This is a genomic window from Hydromonas duriensis (genome assembly GCF_004363775.1).
Taxonomy (GTDB): Bacteria; Pseudomonadota; Gammaproteobacteria; order Burkholderiales; family Burkholderiaceae; genus Hydromonas; species Hydromonas duriensis.
The window spans coordinates 23,745-43,850 of record NZ_SNZE01000001.1; the positions used below are offsets into that span (position 1 = coordinate 23,745).

Sequence of the window (20,106 nt, forward strand, 5' to 3'; positions counted from 1 at the left end):
TAACACCCCGTCTATAAGGAGTAGGACGGAATGATTCGTTTGAAAACACGTCGGCGTATTGTGCTGGCAATAGGGGCAACCGCTTTTGTTACTGTAGCATCAATGAGCGCGTTTACCTCTGCGAAAGAAATAGCAACTGCCAATGCGGTGGTTGCAGATTACCCTGTAAATGGGGCTACTGCGCTTGAGTCTAAAGTACCTAGTGTTAATGTGCAAAAAACCAGTTTTGCACCGACAGACACTAAATTACGTGCTTTGCAAACAGGTGTTGCCTCGTATTACGGTCCTGGGTTCCACGGCCGACGCACTGCAAATGGTGAAACATTTAATATGAATGCCATGACAGCTGCCCATCGTACCTTGCCGTTTGGGACTAAGTTAAAGGTCACGAACCTAAACAATGGTCAAAGTACTATTGTGCGAGTGAATGACCGCGGACCTTATGTGGGTGGTCGTATTATTGATTTGTCAGTTGCAGCCGCTAAACAAATTGGCTCGACAACTTCAGGCACTGCACAAGTGAAGTTGGAAGTGGTTGAGCAATAATATTTGTTTGTTGCACTCAAATCAAATACACCATCGCATTAAACGCCACCTAAAAGGTGGCGTTTTTATATACTCGTCATTCGCAATAGTGGTTGACCTTCAAGCTTGATTTTTAACCAAGACGATTTCGATTTATACGCGTTTATTTGTTGGGAACGATAAGCGATGTTCCCGTGCCGCGTGGGTCTGAGACAGGCATAGGTTGATCCTGACGTATTAAAATGGCTTGCACATCCCCCGTCCAACCTTGGTTCTCTAATTTGTAGCCACGGTCTTGCAATGCTTTGGCTAAATAGCCACGTATGGGTTTGTAAGGCTCAAAAAAGATGGTGTCTTTGGGTAACAGTTGATGATGAAAGCGCATCGCCGCAACAGCACCCCTCAAGGGCATCTTGTAATCATATATGTTGGTGATGGTTTGAAAAATAGAAGTAAAGATTCGAGAACCACCAGGTGTGCCTATGACCAAAACTGGGGTGTCTTTTTTAGTCAAAATGGTTGGACTCATCGATGAAAGGGGGCGTTTATGGGGTGCGATGGCATTGGCATCCCCGCCGACCACGCCGAATAGATTGGGTGCGCCAGGCTTGCTTGAAAAATCATCCATCTCATCATTGAGAAGAAATCCCGCACCTTCAACCACGACGCCGCTGCCGTAGTCGCCGTTTAGGGTGTAGGTGTTTGATACCGCATTCCCCCACTTGTCGACGATGGAAAAGTGTGTGGTTTGAGGTTTTTCAAGTCCAGCTTTGATGTTGGGCGTTGGAGAGATGGTTTTCGGATTGACTTCAGCGGCTCGTTGTTCGACGTACGTGTCATCCAACAAGCGAGTAACGGGCACATTGACAAAAGCGGGATCGCCCAAATATTTTGCACGATCGGCAAAGACCCGTTTTTCCATTTCCGATACCAAATGGATGTATTTAGGCGAATTGAGCGGCACTTGATTGAAATGAGGCGCCAGATTCGCTTTCATTTTGAGCAGTTGCAATAATGCAATGCCACCTGAACTTGGCGGAGGGGCTGTAATGACATTAAACCCATTCCATTCGACTTGAAGGGGCTCGCGCCAAACGGCTTGATATTGTTTCAAATCCTCTTTCGTGATGATGCCTTTTTGGTTTTTGCTCATTTGTGTCACGAGCAAGTCAGCCGTATGACCTTCATAAAATTCCGGTGCACCATTTTGAGCAATTCTGCGCAAGGTTTGTTCCAGTTCGGGCTGGACAAAACGTTGCCCTGTTTTCATGCCTTTAAAGTATTGGGCAAAATTGGTGGCACTAAAATCCTTAAGGGAGGCATTTCGGGTGTCATTTAAATACTTTGACACGGTGAAGCCTTTTTGGGCGTAACGAATCGCTGGTGCGAGCACCTGCGCCCATTTTAAACGACCAAAACGCTGATGAGCAGCCCACATTCCTTTAACCGTGCCAGGTACAGCGACCGCCAAATTGCCGATTAGGCTCAGGTTTTCAATGACATTTCCCTTGTCATCCAAATACATATTGGCGGTTGCCGCTTGAGGAGCGACCTCACGGTAATCTAAAAAATACGGCTTTCCATCCAAAAAAATAGTCATAAATCCACCTCCGCCTAAGTTGCCCGCATCTGGTTTGGTCACTGCTAATGTAAACGCCGTGGCAACTGAAGCATCAACGGCATTGCCCCCTTGGCGTAATATTTCCTTGGCGGCAATGGCCCCGTATGCGTCAGGGGCTGCGACAGCCGCTGATTTTAAATCTTTCGCATCGCAATATCGGGTCGTTACGCCCATGCTCAGAATCAAAGCTGTAAACAATAAACCTAAAAAATTCGATGTTTTCATTTTGTCTCCCACTGTTAAATTGCTGAACCATTTTGCTCAATCAAATCAAGTGTACTCTCGTATGCCAGTTGTTGTTGGGTGACTGGGTCAATAAATTCAATTTTTTTTGCCAATAGTTTCAAAGGCTTGTCGTAGTCGTCCAATTGCACCGCTTGAGCGATAGGGTAAAAGCGATCATTCAAGATGGGCATGCCCAGACTTGACATGTGAACGCGCAACTGATGTTTTTTACCCGTCAAAGGTTCCAATTGATACAGTGAATGTTCACCCAAGGTGTTGAGCAATGTGATGCGGGTTTCGGTATTGGGGAGGCCTTCAATTTCATGCATGACAAAAAATTGCGCAGCCTCCTCCAATCGAGATTGATACAGCATTGGATAAGTTAAATCCAAGCGCGTTGGCGCAATGGCGAGATACGTTTTATGCACGGCTCGCTCGGCAAATAGACGTTGATACATGCTTCGTGCAGCTTTAGTTTTGGCAAAAAGCATGATGCCCGCCGTTTCTCGATCCAGCCGATGCAGGGGCGATAGCTCGGGATTATTCAGTTGGCGGCGCAATCGGGTTAATAGTGTTTCTTGCAAATAGTGACCGCCAGGCGTAACAGGTAAAAAATGCGGCTTGTCAACGATGAGCAAATGTTCTGTTTCGTCTAACACATGGGCTTGCACGGGTATGTGGGATTCGAATGGTAACTCACGATAATAGTATAAACACATCCCAGCACGGTAGGGCGCATCAGGTTGGATGGTTAGACCATGCTCATTCACAACATCACCTTTTTTCATGCGTTCATGCCATATCTCTGCCGAAATGTGCGGAAATCGAGTAGATAAAAACGCCAAGGTTGTTGTCCATAAGCCCGTGGGCAAGTGGACAAAACTCGGGTTGACGCCATTTCGTGTTGGCAAAGGGGGTGGTGAAAAATGTCGTTTCATGGATGATAAATAAGTGGCATGCGCTCAATTTTACGCCTTAAGTATGGGTGTTTTCACAAAAATATGGCGAGCCGAATGGGCGCAAGTCTTGTTCTGTGCTCATATTGAATTGAAGCACACATTTTTGCGTCATCTCATGCACCAAATTCCGCTAAAATAGCGGCAGAACTAGGGAGTCAAAAAAAGTATTTGCTTTTTTTGTGAGAGCGAAAATGATTGGTATTTTGTTGGTGACACACACACCTTTGTCCGCCGCGTTTTTAGCGGCAGTCACTCATGTGTTTAAAGCTCCTCCTGTCAATGTGAGGGCGTTGGATGTTAAGGCGGATCAAGACCCGTATGAAGTCAATGAATTGGCGGCGCAGGCGCTCCAAGAAATTGATGATGGCGACGGTGTACTGATTCTAACGGATATTTGTGGAGCCACGCCAGCCAACTGCGCACAACGGCTGGTTACTTTGCGCGTCAATACGATGCTGCTGTATGGTGTGAATTTACCCATGCTCTTGCGTGCGCTTAACTACCGCCATCTCCCTTTGGCTCAAGTCACACAAAAAGCAATAGAAGGTGGGCGCAATGGTATTGAGGGCTACGCACAGCAGGATAATGTGCCTCACTCAGGGGCATGAGCACGATGCACTTTTAATGCGTCCTCGCCTCTCATCGATAACACACTTTAAATCATGTAAGGAAGTAAGGCATTTATGATTCAAACAGAAACCACCATTGTGAATAAACTCGGTTTGCATGCTCGCGCTTCAGGCGTACTGACGCAAGAAGCGACTAAATTTAAAAGTGAAATTTGGATTACCCGAAACGGTCGTCGTGTGAATGCCAAGTCAATCATGGGCGTCATGATGTTGGCTGCGGGCATCGGCTCAGTCATCACAGTAGAAGCGGACGGTGAAGATGAGACGGCCGCTATGGAAGCGGTTTTGGCGTTGATTGCCAATAAGTTCGGAGAAGGGGAATAAACGCGTGACATTTAGCATTCACGGCATTGGTGTTAGCGAAAAAATTGCGATAGGTAAAGCGCATTTGCTTGCGCACGTCAGCTTAGAAGCCCCGCATTACTTGGTTGCGCCAGAGCGAGTGGATGCTGAAATTGCTCGTTTTGAATTGGCGGTTCGAGATGTGCACGAAGAGTTTATGACCCTGCAAGCGGGGCTGGACGATGACGCACCGAACGAAATGAATGCCATGTTGCAAGTGCACGCCATGATTGCGCAGGACAGCATGCTGGTTGAGGTGCCTAAAGTGTTGATGCGCAATAAACGTTATAACGCGGAATGGGCTTTATCCACTCAAGTGAACGAACTGGTCGAACAGTTTGAAGCGTTTGAAGACCCTTATCTGCGTGAGCGCAAACAAGACGTGATGCAAGTGGGGACGCGTATCATGCGAGCCATTCGTGAACACAGCGGCTTATTGGCGGTGAGCAAGGAACAGCCGCAAGCATTTGACAGTGACATGATTTTGGTCGCGCACGACATCACGCCCGCAGACATGCTGCAATTTAAAGACCGAGATTTGGCAGGTTTTATCACCGATTTGGGCGGGACAACCAGTCACACCGCAATTGTTGCACGCGGTTTAGGTGTGCCTGCAGTCGTGGCGACAGGGCAGGCGCGAGATTTGATTCGTGAAAACGAATGGGTAATCGTGGATGGTGAAAGCGGCGTGGTATTGGTGAATCCAACCGAATTGTTGCTTGAACATTATCGCCAGTTGCAAGCTAAACAGCGTTTACATCAAGCCAGCTTGGGTAATTTGGTGCATCAACGCGCCAAGACCTTGGATGATTGGGAAATTAAACTGTTGGCCAATATTGAGTTGCCCAGTGATGTCGCCGCCTTGAAAGAAGTCGGTGCTGATGGTGTTGGTTTATTCCGCAGTGAGTTTCTATTTTTGAATCGCCGTCAATTGCCCGACGAAGAGGAGCAATTGACGGCGTATAAAACAGTAGCCGAGGGACTTTTAGGCAAGTCGGTCACCATTCGTACCCTTGATATTGGAGCGGATAAGGGGTTAGACACCGACGAATACGTCACTCCGCTTAATCCCGCTTTAGGGTTACGCGCGATTCGCTACAGCTTGGCGCATCCCGACATGTTTTTGACGCAGTTGCGAGCGATCTTAAGGGCATCTGCTTTTGGTTCAATTAAGCTGCTGTTGCCGATGATTAGTGGTCTCGATGAGTTACAGCAGGCATTAGAGCTTTTAGGGCAGGCACGGGCGCAACTGAAAGAGCGAAAGCAGGCTTACGACCCTGATTTACCCGTCGGGATTATGATTGAGATTCCATCGTCTGCGCTCATTCTCCCCGCGTTGTTGCCGCTGATTGATTTCGTGTCGATTGGAACGAACGACTTAACCCAATACACACTGGCGGTCGATCGGGGTGATGCCGAAGTTGGGCACTTGTACAACGAAACGCATCCCGCCGTTTTGCAATTGATTGCACACGTCATTGACACCACACATAAAGCCAAGAAAAAAGTCTCTGTGTGTGGCGAAATGGCGGGCAATGCCAAATTAACACGGTTGTTCTTGGGCATGGGCTTGCGAGAGTTTTCAATGCAAGCCTCCCAAGTGTTGTCTGTAAAGGAACGGGTCTTACTCGCCTCTATCAAAAAATCACGGAAAAAAGCGAATGAAATACTGAACCTATTCGAGCAAAGTAAAATCAACGCTAAAATTAAAGAACTAAATCAAAAAACACATTAAATCATATGACTGAACACACCATTCTCGCAGAAACGACAGAAGTTACTTCTAATTTTATTCGTCAAAAAATTGATGCCGATACCGCAGCTCACAAATACCAACGCGATGGCTTGCCCAGCGTCATCACACGCTTCCCGCCTGAACCCAACGGTTATTTGCACATTGGACATGCCAAAAGTATTTGTCTAAATTTTGGTGTGGCGCAAAGCTATGGCGGGCGTTGCCACCTGCGTTTTGACGACACCAATCCCGAAAAAGAGTCGGTCGAATACGTGAACTCGATTAAAGACACGCTCAAATGGCTCGGTTTTGATTGGGTGGATGCCGCGGGTGAAGAGCATTTGTATTACGCCTCTGACTATTTTGAGCAACTCTATGATTTTGCTGAAAAAATCATCGAAGCAGGATACGCTTACATCGACAGCCAAGATGCCGATACCATTCGCGCACAACGTGGACAACTGCATGAAGCCGGGCAAAACTCACCGTACCGCAATCGACCCGTCGCAGAAAGCCTCGACATTTTCCGCCGCATGAAAGCAGGCGAATTTAAAGAGGGCGAACACGTATTGCGCGCCAAAATAGACATGGCCTCATCGTTTATTGCCATGCGCGACCCCGTGATTTATCGTATTCGTCACGTACACCATCATCGAACAGGTGACGCATGGTGCATTTATCCGATGTACGACTTCACCCACTGCATCTCAGACGCGCTTGAAAAAATCACGCACTCACTGTGCACGCTTGAATTTGAAAACAACCGTCCGCTGTATAACTGGGTACTCGCGCGTTTGGTTGAAGTCGGTGCATTGACTCAACCTTTACCTGAACAAACCGAATTTGCACGGCTGAACCTAACCTATGCCATCACCAGCAAGCGTAAATTGTTACAACTGGTCGAAGAACGCCAAGTGGATGGCTGGGACGACCCGCGTATGATGACCTTGGTTGGCGTGCGTCGTCGAGGCTTTACACCCGAGTCCATTCGATTGTTTTGTGAACGGATAGGTGTTTCTAAAGCAGACTCGTGGATTGACATGAGCGTCCTTGAACAAGCCGTACGTGACGATTTGGATGAAAAAGCCCCTCGCGCCGTAGCCGTACTAAAGCCGCTTAAATTAATTATAGACAACTTCCCCGAAGGCCACGCCGAACCCTGTAAAGCCCCTGTGCATCCACACCATCCCGACATGGGCGAACGTCACTTTAAGTTGACCAAAGAATTGTGGATTGAACAAGACGACTTCATGGCTGAACCCGTCAAAGGTTTTTTCCGTCTGTTTGTCGGCAATAAAGTCCGCCTACGCTATGGCTTCGTGATTGAGTGCACAGGTTTTGATGTCGATGACCAAGGCAACGTCATCGCTGTTCATGCCAACTATTTTGCTGACAGCAAAAGCGGTACAGAAGGTTCAAACAACTACAAAGTCAAAGGCAATATCCATTGGTTGTCTGATGCCAGTGCCAGCCCCGCCGAAATTCGGGTTTACGACCGCTTGTTCACCGACCCACACCCTGATGCGGGCGGTAAAGATTTCATGCAGGCGCTTAATCCCGACTCCAAACACGTTTCGCAAGGCTACGTTGAAAATAGTATTGCAGATGCCGCACCTGAAACGCATTTTCAATTTGAACGTCACGGTTACTTTGTGACCGATAGGCTTGATTCAAAAACGGGTGCGTTGGTGTTTAATCGAATTGTGGGGTTGAAGGATACTTGGAAGAAGTAGTTTGGTTTTAGTGAGTGGTAAGTCTATTGTTAGTACTTTTATTTAAAGAAGAGTGATTACAGTGTGCAAATTTTTTTATGCAATGTTCACGGTATGTATCGTCGGTTGTTCGTCAATTTCGAAAAACATACTACAGGACAAGCCAATTCAAGGCTATGAGTTAATTATGGAAGTTCCTTACAATGGCTCTGGGGGAGGGGCGTTCAAATATTACATTGCTCCCGAAAGTAAGTACGAGCATAGAATCGATTCTGTTAACCCAGTTAATAGAGGCGTTGACACGGTGAAGGTAATGGTAGTTTCAATAGCAAAATCATTTCCGCATGGTGGCGTCGAGTATTTCACAAAAGCATATGCTTGTAGTCAACAACCTGGAACAACGTTTACTAAAATAAACAAGGCTAGTAATGATTGGGATCCTAGATTCCAAATTTCACCATATGGAACCGTAGATTGGCGCATATGGAATAATGTTTGCAAAATATGAGTTTTAAGTGCAACGGTTAGTTCTTAGTCACATTCATTTAGATTGGCTTTTAGCTGTTTTATCTTCATGTTTGTAAAAGAGAAATCCTTTTTTATCGCTCATAAAAAAGAATATTTGGATTGTTTGGAAATAGCGCACCGATATGTTCGAGCAAAAATAATGCCAAATTTTAATGGTGTTTAGTTTTATTTACTTTTCCCAAATAGACCCAACCCCAAGCCCGCCAAAATAAATGCCGAACCCGACACGCGGTTAAAGCAGCGCATGCGAGCGGGCGAGGCTAAAAATCTTGACAGTTGCGTGCCGCTTGTTGCGTAGATGCACATCCAAGCCGTTTCGATGATAGCAAAAGTTCCAAGTAAAATAATGGCTTGCGAGAGCAGGGGCGCATCGGTGTGGATGAATTGAGGAAAAAAGGCGAGGCCAAATAAAATCGCTTTGGGATTGGACAGGGCAACGCCCAAACCCGTGCGAAATTGGTTGGAAAATGAAGGCGCACAGCTACGGGTGTTGACCGTATCGTCAGTGAGTGGTGCGGCTTCATCGACCGTGCGCCACATTTGTATGCCCAAATAAATCAAATAAGCCGCGCCAATCCATTTCAAAATGGTAAATAAAGTCAGTGATGATTTTAAAATCGCCCCTAAGCCGCTCATGGATAAACATAAAATCAATAATACGCCGCACACCTCGCCGAGTAGCGTTGGCCAAATTGGGCGTAGGCCATAGCGTAGACCTTGCGTCATGGCAAATAACATATTGGGGCCGGGCGTGCCCGAAATGAAAAAAACTGCGGCAACGTAGGTCAGCCAAAGTGAAAGAGAAATCATGGGAATGTCTTTGTGAGTGAGGTGGGTGTTTTTTGTTTTTTATGCGGGTAAAATTTAAGAACGATTTAAGCATAGCCTAAGCATGACTTAAGTGTAACTTTTGCTGAATTTTGGCAATTCGGCGTTGCACATATTACCCCAAAGCCTACGGTGCATCTGTTAAAATGGCAAAGTTTTCTTTAATTTTATGAGAGTGCATATGTCAGCAAATGTCAAACAAATGGCGAATGCCATTCGCGCCTTGTCAATGGACGCGGTTCAAAAAGCCAATTCTGGTCACCCTGGTATGCCGATGGGCATGGCGGACATCGCGACGGCCTTGTGGAATCCTGCCAATGGTTTTCTCAAGCACAACCCGACCGATGCCAAATGGGTTGACCGTGACCGCTTTGTGTTGTCGAATGGACATGGCTCGATGTTGATTTATTCTTTGCTGCATTTGACGGGATATAACCTGTCGATGGATGATATTAAGAATTTCCGTCAACTGCACTCTAAAACAGCAGGCCATCCAGAATACGGTTACGCTGACGGCATTGAAACCACGACAGGCCCGCTCGGTCAGGGCATCACCAATGCCGTTGGCATGGCTTTATCCGAAAAGCTGCTTGCACAAGAGTTCAATAAAGATGGACACACCATTGTTGACCACAAAACTTGGGTATTCCTTGGTGATGGTTGTTTGATGGAGGGCATTAGTCACGAGGCCGCCTCATTGGCGGGTGTATGGCGTTTGTCTAAATTAATCGCCCTGTATGACGACAACAGCATTTCGATTGATGGACGCGTGACACCTTGGTTTGATGACAAGACGCCTGAGCGTATGGAAGCGTATGGCTGGAACGTGATTCGCTCGGTTGATGGCCATGACGCGGGCGCGGTGGCTAAAGCGATTGAGCAGGCGAACGCCAATGCGGCCGCTGACAAAGGCCCAACATTGATTTGTTGCAAAACTCGAATTGGTGAGGGTTCGCCGCATTTTGCCGATACAGATAAAGTCCATGGCGCACCGTTGGGGCATGATGAAATTGCCGCTACTCGCGCGCACATCGGTTGGGACTATGAGCCGTTTGTGGTGCCCCAAGACATTTACGATGCTTGGAATTCAACACAAACAGGCGCGCAGGCTCAAGCCAAATGGCAAAAAACATTCGATGCTTACTCGAAAAAATTCCCTAAAGAAGCGGCGGAGTTTACTCGTCGTATGAATGGCGAGTTGCCTGCGAATTTTGACCAAGCGGTTGAAGAGTATCTCAAAGTGTGCGCTGAAAAAGCCGAAACCATTGGCACGCGTAAAGCCAGCCAAAATGCCATTGGTGTGTATGCCAAAGTTTTGCCTGAGTTTTTAGGCGGCTCGGCCGACTTGACGGGTTCGAATTTAACCAATTGGCCCGAATGCAAGCCTGTTCGCGCCGACAGCTGGGGTAACCACATCAATTACGGTGTGCGCGAATTTGGGATGAGCGCGATGATGAACGGCATTGCTTTGCATGGCGGTTACTTGCCATTCGGCGCCACGTTCTTGACCTTTGCAGATTACAGCCGCAATGCCTTGCGCATGGCGGCTTTAATGAAAATTCGCAGCATCTTCGTCTTTACTCACGACTCGATTGGCCTGGGTGAAGATGGTCCGACTCATCAACCTGTTGAGCACGTGGCCTCATTGCGCCTGATTCCAAATTTGGACGTATGGCGTCCTTGCGACACGACAGAATCAGCTGCGGCGTGGGGTGCGGCGATTAAACGAGTGGACGGCCCAGCCGCTTTGATTTTTAGCCGTCAAAATTTACCATTCATGAAGCGCAATGCCACCCAAACCAAAAATATTTTCAAAGGTGGTTATGTATTGCGCGATGTTAAAGCTGATAATGAAAAAGCGAACATTGTGTTGATGGCGACGGGTTCTGAAGTTGACCTGATTGTTAAAGCGGCGGATGTGTTGGCGGCTAAGGGCGTTTCAACGCGAGTGGTCTCGATGCCATGTACGGATGTGTTTGCGCGTCAGTCTGATGCGTATAAAAAAAGCGTGTTGACAGAAGGCGTTGCTCGCGTGGCGGTTGAAGCGGGTGTCACCGATACATGGTGGCGTTACAACTGCAATGCAGTCATCGGCTTGGAGCGTTTTGGTGAGTCTGCGCCTGCGGGTGAGTTGTTTAAATTATTCGGCTTTACGGTCGATAATGTTGTGAACACTGCATTGTCTGTTTTGCAGAAATAAATTATGTTTAGGCGGTAGGCGGTAGGCGCGGGTGACGCTGCAAGACTCACCCAATTCATAACAAAGAGGGCTATCTTTTTTTAATTTAGGAGAAAAAGTATGACAATCAAAGTCGCAATTAACGGTTATGGTCGTATCGGTCGCAATATTTTACGTGCTCATTATGAAGGCGGCAAAAAACACGATATCGAAATCGTTGCCATCAATGACCTTGGTGATGCGGGTATTAACGCCTATTTGACACAATACGACACGGCGCACGGTAAATTTCCAGGTTCGGTTGCTGTAGATGGTGATTCGATTATCGTGAACGGCGACCGCATCAAAGTGCTCGCTGAGCGCGACCCCGCTAAATTGCCTTGGGCTGAATTGGGTGTTGATGTGGTGATGGAATGCACGGGCTTTTTCACTACCAAAGACGCGGCGAGTAAACACGTTGCAGCGGGTGCGAAAAAAGTTATCATTTCAGCCCCAGGTGGTAAAGACGTCGATGCCACGGTTGTGTATGGCGTCAACCACAACGTATTGAAATCAACAGATACCGTCATTTCAAATGCATCATGCACCACCAACTGCCTCGCGCCATTGGTTAAGCCATTGCACGATGCCATTGGTCTTGTCAGCGGTTTGATGACCACTGTTCACGCTTACACAAACGATCAACGCCTCACTGATGTTTATCATGAAGACATGCGCCGCGCACGTTCAGCGACCATGAGCATGATTCCAACGAAAACAGGTGCAGCGGCGGCGGTCGGCTTGGTGTTGCCTGAATTGAATGGCAAACTGGATGGCTATGCCGTGCGCGTACCAACGATTAACGTATCATTGGTTGACTTGTCGTTTATCGCGGCGCGTGATACCAGCGTTGAAGAAATCAATAGCATCATGAAAACCGCTTCAGAAGGCGCACTCAAAGGCATTTTGAATTATGTGACTGCACCCTTGGTATCGGTTGACTTCAACCACGACCCAGCGTCGTCGTCTTATGACGCAAGTTTGACTAAAGTATCGGGCCGCTTGGTGAAAGTGGGCAGCTGGTATGACAACGAGTGGGGCTTCTCTAACCGCATGTTGGACACCACTGTGGCATTGATGAGTGCCAAGTAATTTAAAGTAAACAGCCAAAGGGCGACACTCTTTGGCTGCTTTTTTTATGATACAAAACCAGTGGCAAGCAAGACGCAAAAAGTAAACATAATTTTTAATTCTAAAATGGCGATGTGTTCAGATACACATTCGGTCAACAACGATTCAAAAATATAACGACTTCTGTTTGACGATGAAAGAAAGCTTTAACAATGACCCAAGATTTATTGATTGAATTATTAACCGAAGAACTCCCCCCAAAAGCACTCACCAAACTATCAAGTGCTTTTGCTGACGGCGTACACACCACTTTGGTCAAGCTCGGGTTGGCAGCGTCAGACGCAGTCGTGCATCCGTATGCGACACCACGTCGATTGGCCGTATGTATCAGTGGCATCGCGACGCAAGCGCAAGATGAACAAAAACGCGAAAAAATCTTGCCTGTGAAAGTGGGCTTGGATGCAGAAGGCAAAGCGAGCGCATCGTTGATTAAAAAATTGGCGGCGATGGGCTTTGCGGATAAAACCGTATTGGATTTAGACATTGAAAGTGACGGTAAGCAAGACCTCTTTTATTTGACCTATACGGCTAAGGGTGCGGTGTTGCACGAAGTCTTGGAAAATGTATTGACCGAGGTGGCGGCGAAATTGCCGATTCCCAAGGTCATGACCTATCAAATTCACGCGGGCACAACAGCGGCTCAAGATGTGGCGTTTGTTCGACCCGTCAAGCGAGTACTGGTCTTGCATGGCGCCGATGTGTTGCCAGTGACGGTCTTTGGCGTGAAGGCGAGTAACGTCACGGACGGACATCGTTTTATGGGTGAAAAATCCATCAACATACCAAACGCCCGAGAATATGCGCATGTATTGCGCACTCAAGGCATGGTTGAGCCTGATTTGAATGTGCGCCGTGAAAGCATTTATGAACAGTTAAAAAATAAAGCGGGTGCGAATCAGGTAATTATGCCCGAGGCTTTGCTCGATGAAGTCACCGCGTTAACTGAATATCCTGTTGTTTATAAAGCATCTTTTGACGCGGGCTTTTTGTCAGTGCCCCAAGAGTGCTTGATTTTAACCATGCAAACCAACCAAAAATATTTTGCCATGACGGATGCCAACGGCGCGCTGGTGAATGAGTTTTTGGTGGTTTCAAATATTTTAACCGACAACCCTGAGCAAATCATCGAGGGCAACGCGCGCGTTGTCCGTCCGCGCTTGGCCGATGCGCAGTTTTTCTTTGAGCAAGACAAAAAGAAAACACTCGATGACATGGTGGCCAAGCTCGGTCATGTGGTTTACCACAACAAACTGGGTTCGCAAGGTGAGCGGGTGGGGCGCGTGCAGGCCATCGCCGCCTATTTGTCAGGCGTTTTGGGGGTGGAGGCCACCGATGCCAAGCGGGCTGCGTACATTGCAAAAGCTGATTTGGTCAGCGATATGGTGGGTGAATTCCCTGAGTTGCAAGGGATTATGGGGCGTTACTATGCCACTCATCATGGTGAAAAAATCGAGGTTGCGGCCGCGTGTGCCGAGCATTATCAACCGCGTTTTGCGGGCGATGAGTTACCTGCGACGGCCATTGGTCTTATCACCGCACTGGCGGATAAATTAGAAACGCTTGTTGGCATTTGGGGCATAGGCTTGCAACCGACGGGTGAAAAAGATCCGTTTGCCCTACGCCGTCACGCCTTGGGTGTGGTGCGCATGATGTTGGAAAAGAAACTGCCTTTGTCATTGACTGAGACTTTGAATGCGGTGCAAGCGCAATTTAAGGGGCATGCGCAGTTTAAACCTGCGGCGACAGAAGTTAAACTCTTTATGGTGGAGCGTTTGAAAGGCCTGCTGAAAGACCAAGGCTACGCCGCTGCGCATATTGAGGCGGTGCTGTCGAACAATCCCGACCGCCTAGATGAAGTGACCGAAAAAATTGCTGCCGTGCAAGCCTTTGCGGTGCTGCCGCAAGCGGAAAACTTGGCCGCTGCGAATAAACGATGTGTCAATATTTTGCGTAAAGCCGCGGAAAAAAATGAGGCCATCGCAGCGCAAGTGGATGAGGCTTTGTTAGCTGAATCGGCCGAAAAAGCCCTGGCTGCCGCTTTAAATGAGGTTCGTCCAAGTGTACAAAAGGCTTTGGAGGCTCGTCAGTATCAGAATGCTTTAACCGCTTTAGCCAATTTACGTGAGCCAGTGGATGCGTTTTTTGCTGATGTTATGGTTATGGCGGATGATGCGGCTGTGCGTGCGAATCGCTTGAAGTTGTTGCATGATTTAGCGCAATTGATGAACGGCGTGGCGGACATTTCGTGTTTAGCAGCATAACGAGATAGGGGCGAGGCTGTGGAACATGAACAACGGCTCATCATCTTGTCACGCGATGGGGTCATCAACGAAGACCGTGGTGTCATCGCTACTCCTGATGACTGGGTGGCTTTGCCAGATAGTCTGAAGGCCATTGCCCGCTTAAATCGAGCGCATTTTCGTGTGGTGGTCGCCACCAACCAGCCTGGCATCATGCAAGGTAAGCTCAATGTGTTCGACTTGAATGCCATTCATAAAAAAATGCATGAAGAAGTTGAAGCGGCAGGTGGTTATATCGAAGCGGTGTTTTTTTGTCCGCATACGCCTGATGCGGGTTGCAGCTGTCGTAAGCCTTCACCAACAATGTTGCAAGAAATTGCCGATCGTTTTGAAGTGCCGCTCAACGAAGTGATTTATGTGGGTGACACGATTAACGATATGAACGCCGCTCAACGCGCGGGCTGTCAGCCGTTTCTGGTCTTAACAGGGCAAGGTAATATGACGTATGCCAAAGGGGATGTGCCCGATGCGGCGCATGTGCGCGTGAATTTAGCCGCCGTGGTGAAAGAGTTGGTCGGCGTGGTATAACCTAGCTGGACGGGTATGGGCTTTTATTTCGTGATGAAAGCGATGAGTCGAAAACGCTCTCTATTTTAAAAGAGGGCGTTTTTTGTGTTTGTTTGGTTTCACGCTCTTCGGAGTCTGAGGCAAGTGGGTTATGTGGTAAAATTTGCCCCATTTGAGTATTTTACCGATTGTAAAGGATGAGCATGAGTAACCCCGTTTACCATTTGCCAATTAAGCTGTATTTTGAAGATACCGACGCATTGGGAATTGTGTATCACGCAAATTATTTAAAGTATTTTGAGCGCGCGCGGACCGAGTGGTTTCGCAGTGCAGGCATTCAACACATGGCTTTGGCGCGCGATACTGGGGTAGGATTTGTGATTCGTCAATGTGAGATGGAGTGGTTTTCGCCGCTCACTTTAGATGACGAAGTGGTGGCGACGGCTCAGGTTTATAAAATGGGACGCTCATCTGTGCATCTGGAACAAAATATATTGAAAAATGATGAAGTCGTGTGCCGCGCACGTATTTTGATGGTGTGCGTTGATTTTCAAACCAAAAAACCGAAGAGCGTGCCTGATAGTTTACGCCAAGTTTTTGAAACGCAAGTGGCTGGGGTCTAATGAATTACGTTTTTTATGAACAGTCAGGCAAAATGCTGGCCGCACAGGTCATGGAGCAAAAAGAGCATCATGTGCATGCCAAGGGAAATGGCTCGTCTTTACAAAAAATCAAATTAAAAGACGTGTTGTTACAAGGCGAAGTCAGCTTGGCGTCCAGTCAACACATTGTTGAGCAAGTCGAGCAGCTGGTTGAGCAAGCCGATTTGTCTTTTGTTTGGGAGTGCGCCCCAGAAGGCGTGTTTGAGTTTGGCGATTTGGCACGAGATTATTTTGGTAGCGGTGCAAGTTTAATTGAGCAAGCCGCAATGTGGCAGGTGCTGCATGGCGCACCGATTTATTTTGGTAAAAAAGGACGCGGCTTGTTCACGCGCCAACCTGCGGAACAAATCGAAATCGCTTTGGCGGCCGTTGCTAAAAAAGAAGAACGTTTGCGCATCCAAGCGGCATGGACTGAAGACTTGGTCGCTGGGCATTGTCCAGAGGAGATTTTACAAGTGCGTGATGCCATTTTGCAGAAAAAAAATGCCAATGATATGACGTATAAAGCGGTGGTGGCAGCCGCTGAACAATTGAAATTAACTGTACCCCAATTGTTATTGCATGCAGGCGCGTTTAAAAATGCGTTTGAGTTGCACCGAGCCACTTTTTTTGCCGAGCATTATCCACTGGGCGTGATCGCCAGTTTGCCCTTGCCAGACTTTTCTGTGGATGACTTGCCGTTAAACACTGAGTTAAAGGTGTTTTCAATCGATGACAGCATGACCACAGAAATAGACGATGCTTTTTCGGTATTGGAATTGGGCGAAGGGCGTTATCGTGTTGGCGTGCATATTGCAGCGCCCTCTTTGGCGGTGCAACGTGATGATGCGGCGGATAAACATGCCGCCAGCCGCATGTCCACCATGTATACACCTGGTGAAAAAATCACCATGTTACCCGACGCGTGGGTGGGTTGTTTTAGCTTGGATGCGGGTACCATCAAGCCCGTCGTTTCGATTTATACGACCTTGGACTTAAAGGCAGAAACTGCGCTGAGTGAAGTCGAAAGCAAAATTGAGCGGATTCATGTGGGTGCTAATTTGCGTCATGATGTGCCTGACATGCAGTTGACGGCCGATGATTTAAATGGTGAGCGCGAGGATTATCCGTATGCGTCGGCTTTGAAAGTGTTGTGGCAAGGCGCGTTGAAACTCTCTGCGCAACGTGATGCCGTTCGTGGTAAACCTGAAAATAACAACCGAGCCGATTTTTCATTTGTTCTAGAGCGTGCTGATGATGAAGGGTTAAAAGGCGATGAAGTCGTCCAAATCAGCCAACGCATGCGTGGTTCGCCCATTGATAAAATCGTGTCCGAATGGATGATTTTTGCCAATGTGAACTGGGCGCAGATGTTGGACGGTTTAAATGTCCCCGCCTTGTTTAGAACGCAAAGCAATGTTGGCGTGCGTACATCAACCCATGCCCAACCTCATTTAGCGATGGGCGTGCCCGCTTATATGTGGACGACCTCACCTTTACGCCGTTATGCGGATTGGTTTAATCAAATGCAGTTGCTCGCTGCGATTCGTCATGGCGTGACTGCGCCGATGCAGGCACCGTTTAAAGCCAAAGAGGTTGATGTGTTGCAGCGCATGAGCGCGTTTGATGAAAAATACAAAGCGTATGCAGAGCAACAGAGTAAAATGGAAAAATATTGGTGTTTGCAATGGGTGGCGCAGCGCATGCATAATGACATCTACGAGGGTGATGCCATTGTGATTAAAGAGGGTGTGTTGCGTCTGTCTGAAATACCTTTGTATATGCCGTGTCCCACATTGCCTGAAAATATACCGTTGCAATCTCGAGTGCAAGTGCGTTTGCAAAGCGTTGATTGGGTGGCTTTGACTGTTGGTGTATCGCTACTTGAAGTGCCGCAGTCAGAGCCTTTACCTGAATCTTAAAAGAATCATTTACTCCCTATATTACAAAGCATGATTCAACCGATTGAACCTTCTCGCATAGTACGTCGTCCTCCAAACTTTGAATACAAAAGAGAGGCGTACAAGCGCGCCCGACGTGAGGCGTGGTGGTTAAAAGTATGGCAAACTAAAAATTGGCGAACGATTTTGCTATGGCCTTTTTCAGTGGTGTATGAGTTTATTGTCTTGGTGCGTCGATTGTCTTTTCGACTGGGTGTGTTTGATGTTTATCGTGCACCTGTACCTGTGGTGGTCGTTGGGGGGATTTTGATTGGTGGTGTGGGTAAAACCCCTGTGGTGGGCGCGTTGACAAAAGCGTTGATTAAGGCAGGATATCGTCCAGCGATTGTCGCCCGTGGTTATGGTGGAAACTCTACACATGCAACGGTGCGTGAGGTCACACGAGACAGTTTGCCAACTGAGGTTGGCGATGAGCCGCTGTTACATTTGTTGGGCAACAATGTCCCTGTCTGGGTGGGTGCCAATCGCTCGGCTGTTGTCCAGCGTCTATGTGAAGCACATCCAGAAGTGGATGTTATTTTGTCTGATGACGGTTTGCAGCATTATAAGTTGGCGCGAGACATTGAAGTGGTGGTGATGGATAAGCGAGGCAAAGGCAATGGCTGGTGCTTACCCGCAGGGCCTTTGCGTGAACCGCCAACTCGTTTGGGTAGTGTTGACGCGGTTGTGTGGCACCATCGTTGTGAAAAGTTACCCACGCGCGAGCAACAACAATTGCAATCACAGATGCCAGACCCAGCACGTCCCAATCATTTTGCGTTTAAAAGTCATATTTCGGATGCTTATTGTTTGGCGGATACGCGCACGCGTTTACCCCTGTCTTTTTTTGGTGGTAAAGACACGCTCGCTATTGCGGGAATCGCGCAGCCTGAGCTGTTTTTTAAAATGCTTCAGGCTCACAATATTCATGGCCATACGATGGCGTTGCCTGACCATTTTATGTTTGACGAGGCTTTTGTGAAGTTGATGGATTCACGTCACGTCAAATACGTGTTGATGACTGAAAAAGACGCGGTTAAATATCAACACCTCATTAAGGATAATGCAGCCTATCACGAGCGTTTTTGGGTAGTGCCTTTGGAAATATTGGATACGCCTGAATTAAGTCGTTTAGAATCATTTATGATTGAACGGTTGGATGGAATGCGTAAAAAATAAGCAAACGACGAATAAATGATGAGCTAACACTCAACTAGAGTTCTAGAGTTAAAAATCATTAGATAACAATTGGAAATAAAATATGTCTTCAAATACATGGTTAAATGCACTGCGCTGTCCTAAATGCAAGGGCGAATTGATACAACAGAAAGCCAATCAAGATAAAGGCGCGACTGGTTTGTTGTGTGAAACGGATGGGCTATTATTCCCTATTCGCGATGGCATGCCCATACTGCTGATTGAACAAGCCATTTCAGCCAATAATATGACCGAAGCATCATGAATGCCCCGTTTAAAGTTGTCATTCCAGCGCGCATGGGCAGCTCGCGTTTTTATGGCAAACCTTTGATTGACATTGCGGGTCGAACGATGGTGCTGCGTGTTGTTGAGCAAGCGCTGGCATCGGGTGCTCAAAGTGTTGTGGTCGCGACCGACCATCCCGATATTTTCAACTGCGTGACTCAAGCGGGTTATGTGGCGCACATGACCGATGCGCAACATCCATCAGGCACGGATCGCATTGCACAAGTGGCACTTGATCTGGGCTGGGCGGATGACGCCATCGTGGTCAATGTTCAAGGTGATGAACCTGCGATTGCCCCGAATTTAATTGCTGCTGTCGCAGTAAGTCTGCATGATTCCACAGACAGCGTCATGTCTACCGCTGCGCATCCCCTTCATAGTGCCGAAGATTTTCTCAACCCCAATATTGTCAAAGTTGTTCTTGACAACGCTCAACATGCCTTGTACTTTTCTCGTGCGCCGATTCCGTATCCTAGAGATGCCATGCGCGCTGCGGGCGGCGAATTAAGTGTATTGCCCGCTCAATTACCTGTATTGCGTCACATGGGCATCTACGCTTATCGAGTTGGTTTTCTCAAACGCTACGGTCAGTTGCCTGTCAGTGTCTTAGAGCAGAATGAGTCCCTCGAACAGCTCAGGGTCTTGGCGAATGGTGAGCGCATTTGTGTGCATGTCAGTGATTCGCCCGCAGCTCCTGGGGTGGATGAGCCGACCGACGTTGCCTTGGTTGAAGCCTATTTGCGCAAGAGCGCTACTGAGTCTGGCTTGACCTAATGCTGAGAC

At 47.7% G+C, this 20,106-nt stretch carries 17 protein-coding genes; 14 read left to right on the forward strand and 3 right to left on the reverse strand.

The genetic code is table 11. The features are described from left to right. Positions 1 to 30 precede the first annotated feature (30 nt). Positions 31 to 546, forward strand: coding sequence for a septal ring lytic transglycosylase RlpA family protein (locus tag DFR44_RS00120; protein ID WP_133618677.1), 516 nt, complete (start codon positions 31 to 33; stop codon positions 544 to 546). 142 nt (positions 547 to 688) lie between these two features. Here the strand turns inward: DFR44_RS00120 and ggt are convergent, their stop codons facing one another. Continuing rightward, entirely contained in the window at positions 689 to 2,320 is a 1,632-nt protein-coding gene (gene ggt, locus DFR44_RS00125) for a gamma-glutamyltransferase (RefSeq protein WP_246012007.1), read from the reverse strand. 65 nt (positions 2,321 to 2,385) lie between these two features. Beyond that, the gene (locus DFR44_RS00130) at positions 2,386 to 3,216 is read right to left on the reverse strand and encodes a pseudouridine synthase (RefSeq protein ID WP_246011994.1); all 831 of its coding nucleotides are present in this window, start codon (positions 3,214 to 3,216) and stop codon (positions 2,386 to 2,388) included. Positions 3,217 to 3,521: 305 nt separating this feature from the next. On the opposite strand from DFR44_RS00130, the gene DFR44_RS00135 reads away from it, so the two are divergent. The 4 genes from DFR44_RS00135 (at position 3,522) to DFR44_RS00150 (ending at position 7,769) form a co-directional block, all read left to right on the forward strand. Continuing rightward, positions 3,522 to 3,938: a PTS sugar transporter subunit IIA gene (locus DFR44_RS00135; RefSeq protein ID WP_133618680.1), complete on the forward strand. Its 417-nt coding sequence runs from the start codon at positions 3,522 to 3,524 to the stop codon at positions 3,936 to 3,938. Between the two features lie 75 nt (positions 3,939 to 4,013). Continuing rightward, on the forward strand, positions 4,014 to 4,283 hold the full coding sequence (locus DFR44_RS00140) for an HPr family phosphocarrier protein (protein WP_133618681.1): 270 nt from the start codon (positions 4,014 to 4,016) through the stop codon (positions 4,281 to 4,283). A 4-nt stretch (positions 4,284 to 4,287) separates the two neighbouring features. Next, on the forward strand, positions 4,288 to 6,036 hold the full coding sequence (gene ptsP, locus DFR44_RS00145; RefSeq protein ID WP_133618682.1) for a phosphoenolpyruvate--protein phosphotransferase: 1,749 nt from the start codon (positions 4,288 to 4,290) through the stop codon (positions 6,034 to 6,036). Positions 6,037 to 6,041: 5 nt separating this feature from the next. Beyond that, positions 6,042 to 7,769 carry a glutamine--tRNA ligase/YqeY domain fusion protein gene (locus DFR44_RS00150; RefSeq protein WP_133618683.1) on the forward strand — a complete coding sequence of 576 codons (1,728 nt, stop codon included), beginning with the start codon at positions 6,042 to 6,044 and terminating at the stop codon, positions 7,767 to 7,769. 672 nt (positions 7,770 to 8,441) lie between these two features. Here the strand turns inward: DFR44_RS00150 and DFR44_RS00155 are convergent. Then, a complete protein-coding gene (locus DFR44_RS00155) occupies positions 8,442 to 9,086 on the reverse strand; it encodes a LysE family translocator (protein WP_211336864.1) in 645 nt (214 codons plus the stop codon). A 199-nt stretch (positions 9,087 to 9,285) separates the two neighbouring features. Here DFR44_RS00155 and tkt point away from each other — a divergent pair, with 199 nt between their 5' ends. The 9 genes from tkt (at position 9,286) to kdsB (ending at position 20,097) form a co-directional block, all read left to right on the forward strand. After that, a complete protein-coding gene (tkt, locus tag DFR44_RS00160; RefSeq protein ID WP_133618684.1) occupies positions 9,286 to 11,304 on the forward strand; it encodes a transketolase in 2,019 nt (672 codons plus the stop codon). A 99-nt stretch (positions 11,305 to 11,403) separates the two neighbouring features. Then, positions 11,404 to 12,414 carry a type I glyceraldehyde-3-phosphate dehydrogenase gene (gene gap / locus DFR44_RS00165; protein WP_133618685.1) on the forward strand — a complete coding sequence of 337 codons (1,011 nt, stop codon included), beginning with the start codon at positions 11,404 to 11,406 and terminating at the stop codon, positions 12,412 to 12,414. A 191-nt stretch (positions 12,415 to 12,605) separates the two neighbouring features. Continuing rightward, on the forward strand, positions 12,606 to 14,714 hold the full coding sequence (gene glyS, locus DFR44_RS00170; protein ID WP_133618686.1) for a glycine--tRNA ligase subunit beta: 2,109 nt from the start codon (positions 12,606 to 12,608) through the stop codon (positions 14,712 to 14,714). An 18-nt stretch (positions 14,715 to 14,732) separates the two neighbouring features. Then, positions 14,733 to 15,281 (forward strand): D-glycero-beta-D-manno-heptose 1,7-bisphosphate 7-phosphatase, encoded by a 549-nt coding sequence (gene gmhB / locus DFR44_RS00175; protein ID WP_133618687.1) that lies wholly within the window; start codon positions 14,733 to 14,735, stop codon positions 15,279 to 15,281. A 182-nt stretch (positions 15,282 to 15,463) separates the two neighbouring features. Beyond that, positions 15,464 to 15,883 (forward strand): tol-pal system-associated acyl-CoA thioesterase, encoded by a 420-nt coding sequence (ybgC, locus tag DFR44_RS00180; protein WP_162845096.1) that lies wholly within the window; start codon positions 15,464 to 15,466, stop codon positions 15,881 to 15,883. After that, positions 15,883 to 17,823, forward strand: a complete 1,941-nt coding sequence (locus DFR44_RS00185) for an RNB domain-containing ribonuclease (protein ID WP_133618689.1) — start codon at positions 15,883 to 15,885, stop codon at positions 17,821 to 17,823. Before ybgC ends, DFR44_RS00185 begins: the two co-directional genes overlap by 1 nt. A 30-nt stretch (positions 17,824 to 17,853) precedes the next feature. Next, entirely contained in the window at positions 17,854 to 19,020 is a 1,167-nt protein-coding gene (lpxK, locus tag DFR44_RS00190) for a tetraacyldisaccharide 4'-kinase (protein WP_133618690.1), read from the forward strand. Positions 19,021 to 19,102: 82 nt separating this feature from the next. Continuing rightward, positions 19,103 to 19,303: a Trm112 family protein gene (locus DFR44_RS00195; RefSeq protein ID WP_133618691.1), complete on the forward strand. Its 201-nt coding sequence runs from the start codon at positions 19,103 to 19,105 to the stop codon at positions 19,301 to 19,303. Then, the gene (kdsB, locus tag DFR44_RS00200; RefSeq protein ID WP_133618692.1) at positions 19,300 to 20,097 is read left to right on the forward strand and encodes a 3-deoxy-manno-octulosonate cytidylyltransferase; all 798 of its coding nucleotides are present in this window, start codon (positions 19,300 to 19,302) and stop codon (positions 20,095 to 20,097) included. The genes DFR44_RS00195 and kdsB overlap by 4 nt, the downstream gene beginning before the upstream one ends. The last annotated feature ends 9 nt before the right edge of the window (positions 20,098 to 20,106 follow it).

Bases quoted from the DNA above. Each gene is read 5' to 3' on its own strand.
- kdsB (WP_133618692.1), top strand. From the start codon at position 19,300: ATGAATGCCCCGTTTAAAGTTGTCATTCCAGCGCGCATGGGCAGCTCG.
- gap (WP_133618685.1), top strand. From the start codon at position 11,404: ATGACAATCAAAGTCGCAATTAACGGTTATGGTCGTATCGGTCGCAAT.
- ggt (WP_246012007.1), bottom strand. From the start codon at position 2,320: ATGGGCGTAACGACCCGATATTGCGATGCGAAAGATTTAAAATCAGCG.
- DFR44_RS00155 (WP_211336864.1), bottom strand. From the start codon at position 9,086: ATGATTTCTCTTTCACTTTGGCTGACCTACGTTGCCGCAGTTTTTTTC.
- ybgC (WP_162845096.1), top strand. From the start codon at position 15,464: ATGAGTAACCCCGTTTACCATTTGCCAATTAAGCTGTATTTTGAAGAT.
- glyS (WP_133618686.1), top strand. From the start codon at position 12,606: ATGACCCAAGATTTATTGATTGAATTATTAACCGAAGAACTCCCCCCA.
- DFR44_RS00135 (WP_133618680.1), top strand. From the start codon at position 3,522: ATGATTGGTATTTTGTTGGTGACACACACACCTTTGTCCGCCGCGTTT.
- DFR44_RS00120 (WP_133618677.1), top strand. From the start codon at position 31: ATGATTCGTTTGAAAACACGTCGGCGTATTGTGCTGGCAATAGGGGCA.
- DFR44_RS00195 (WP_133618691.1), top strand. From the start codon at position 19,103: ATGTCTTCAAATACATGGTTAAATGCACTGCGCTGTCCTAAATGCAAG.
- tkt (WP_133618684.1), top strand. From the start codon at position 9,286: ATGTCAGCAAATGTCAAACAAATGGCGAATGCCATTCGCGCCTTGTCA.
- DFR44_RS00150 (WP_133618683.1), top strand. From the start codon at position 6,042: ATGACTGAACACACCATTCTCGCAGAAACGACAGAAGTTACTTCTAAT.
- DFR44_RS00140 (WP_133618681.1), top strand. From the start codon at position 4,014: ATGATTCAAACAGAAACCACCATTGTGAATAAACTCGGTTTGCATGCT.
- lpxK (WP_133618690.1), top strand. From the start codon at position 17,854: ATGATTCAACCGATTGAACCTTCTCGCATAGTACGTCGTCCTCCAAAC.
- DFR44_RS00185 (WP_133618689.1), top strand. From the start codon at position 15,883: ATGAATTACGTTTTTTATGAACAGTCAGGCAAAATGCTGGCCGCACAG.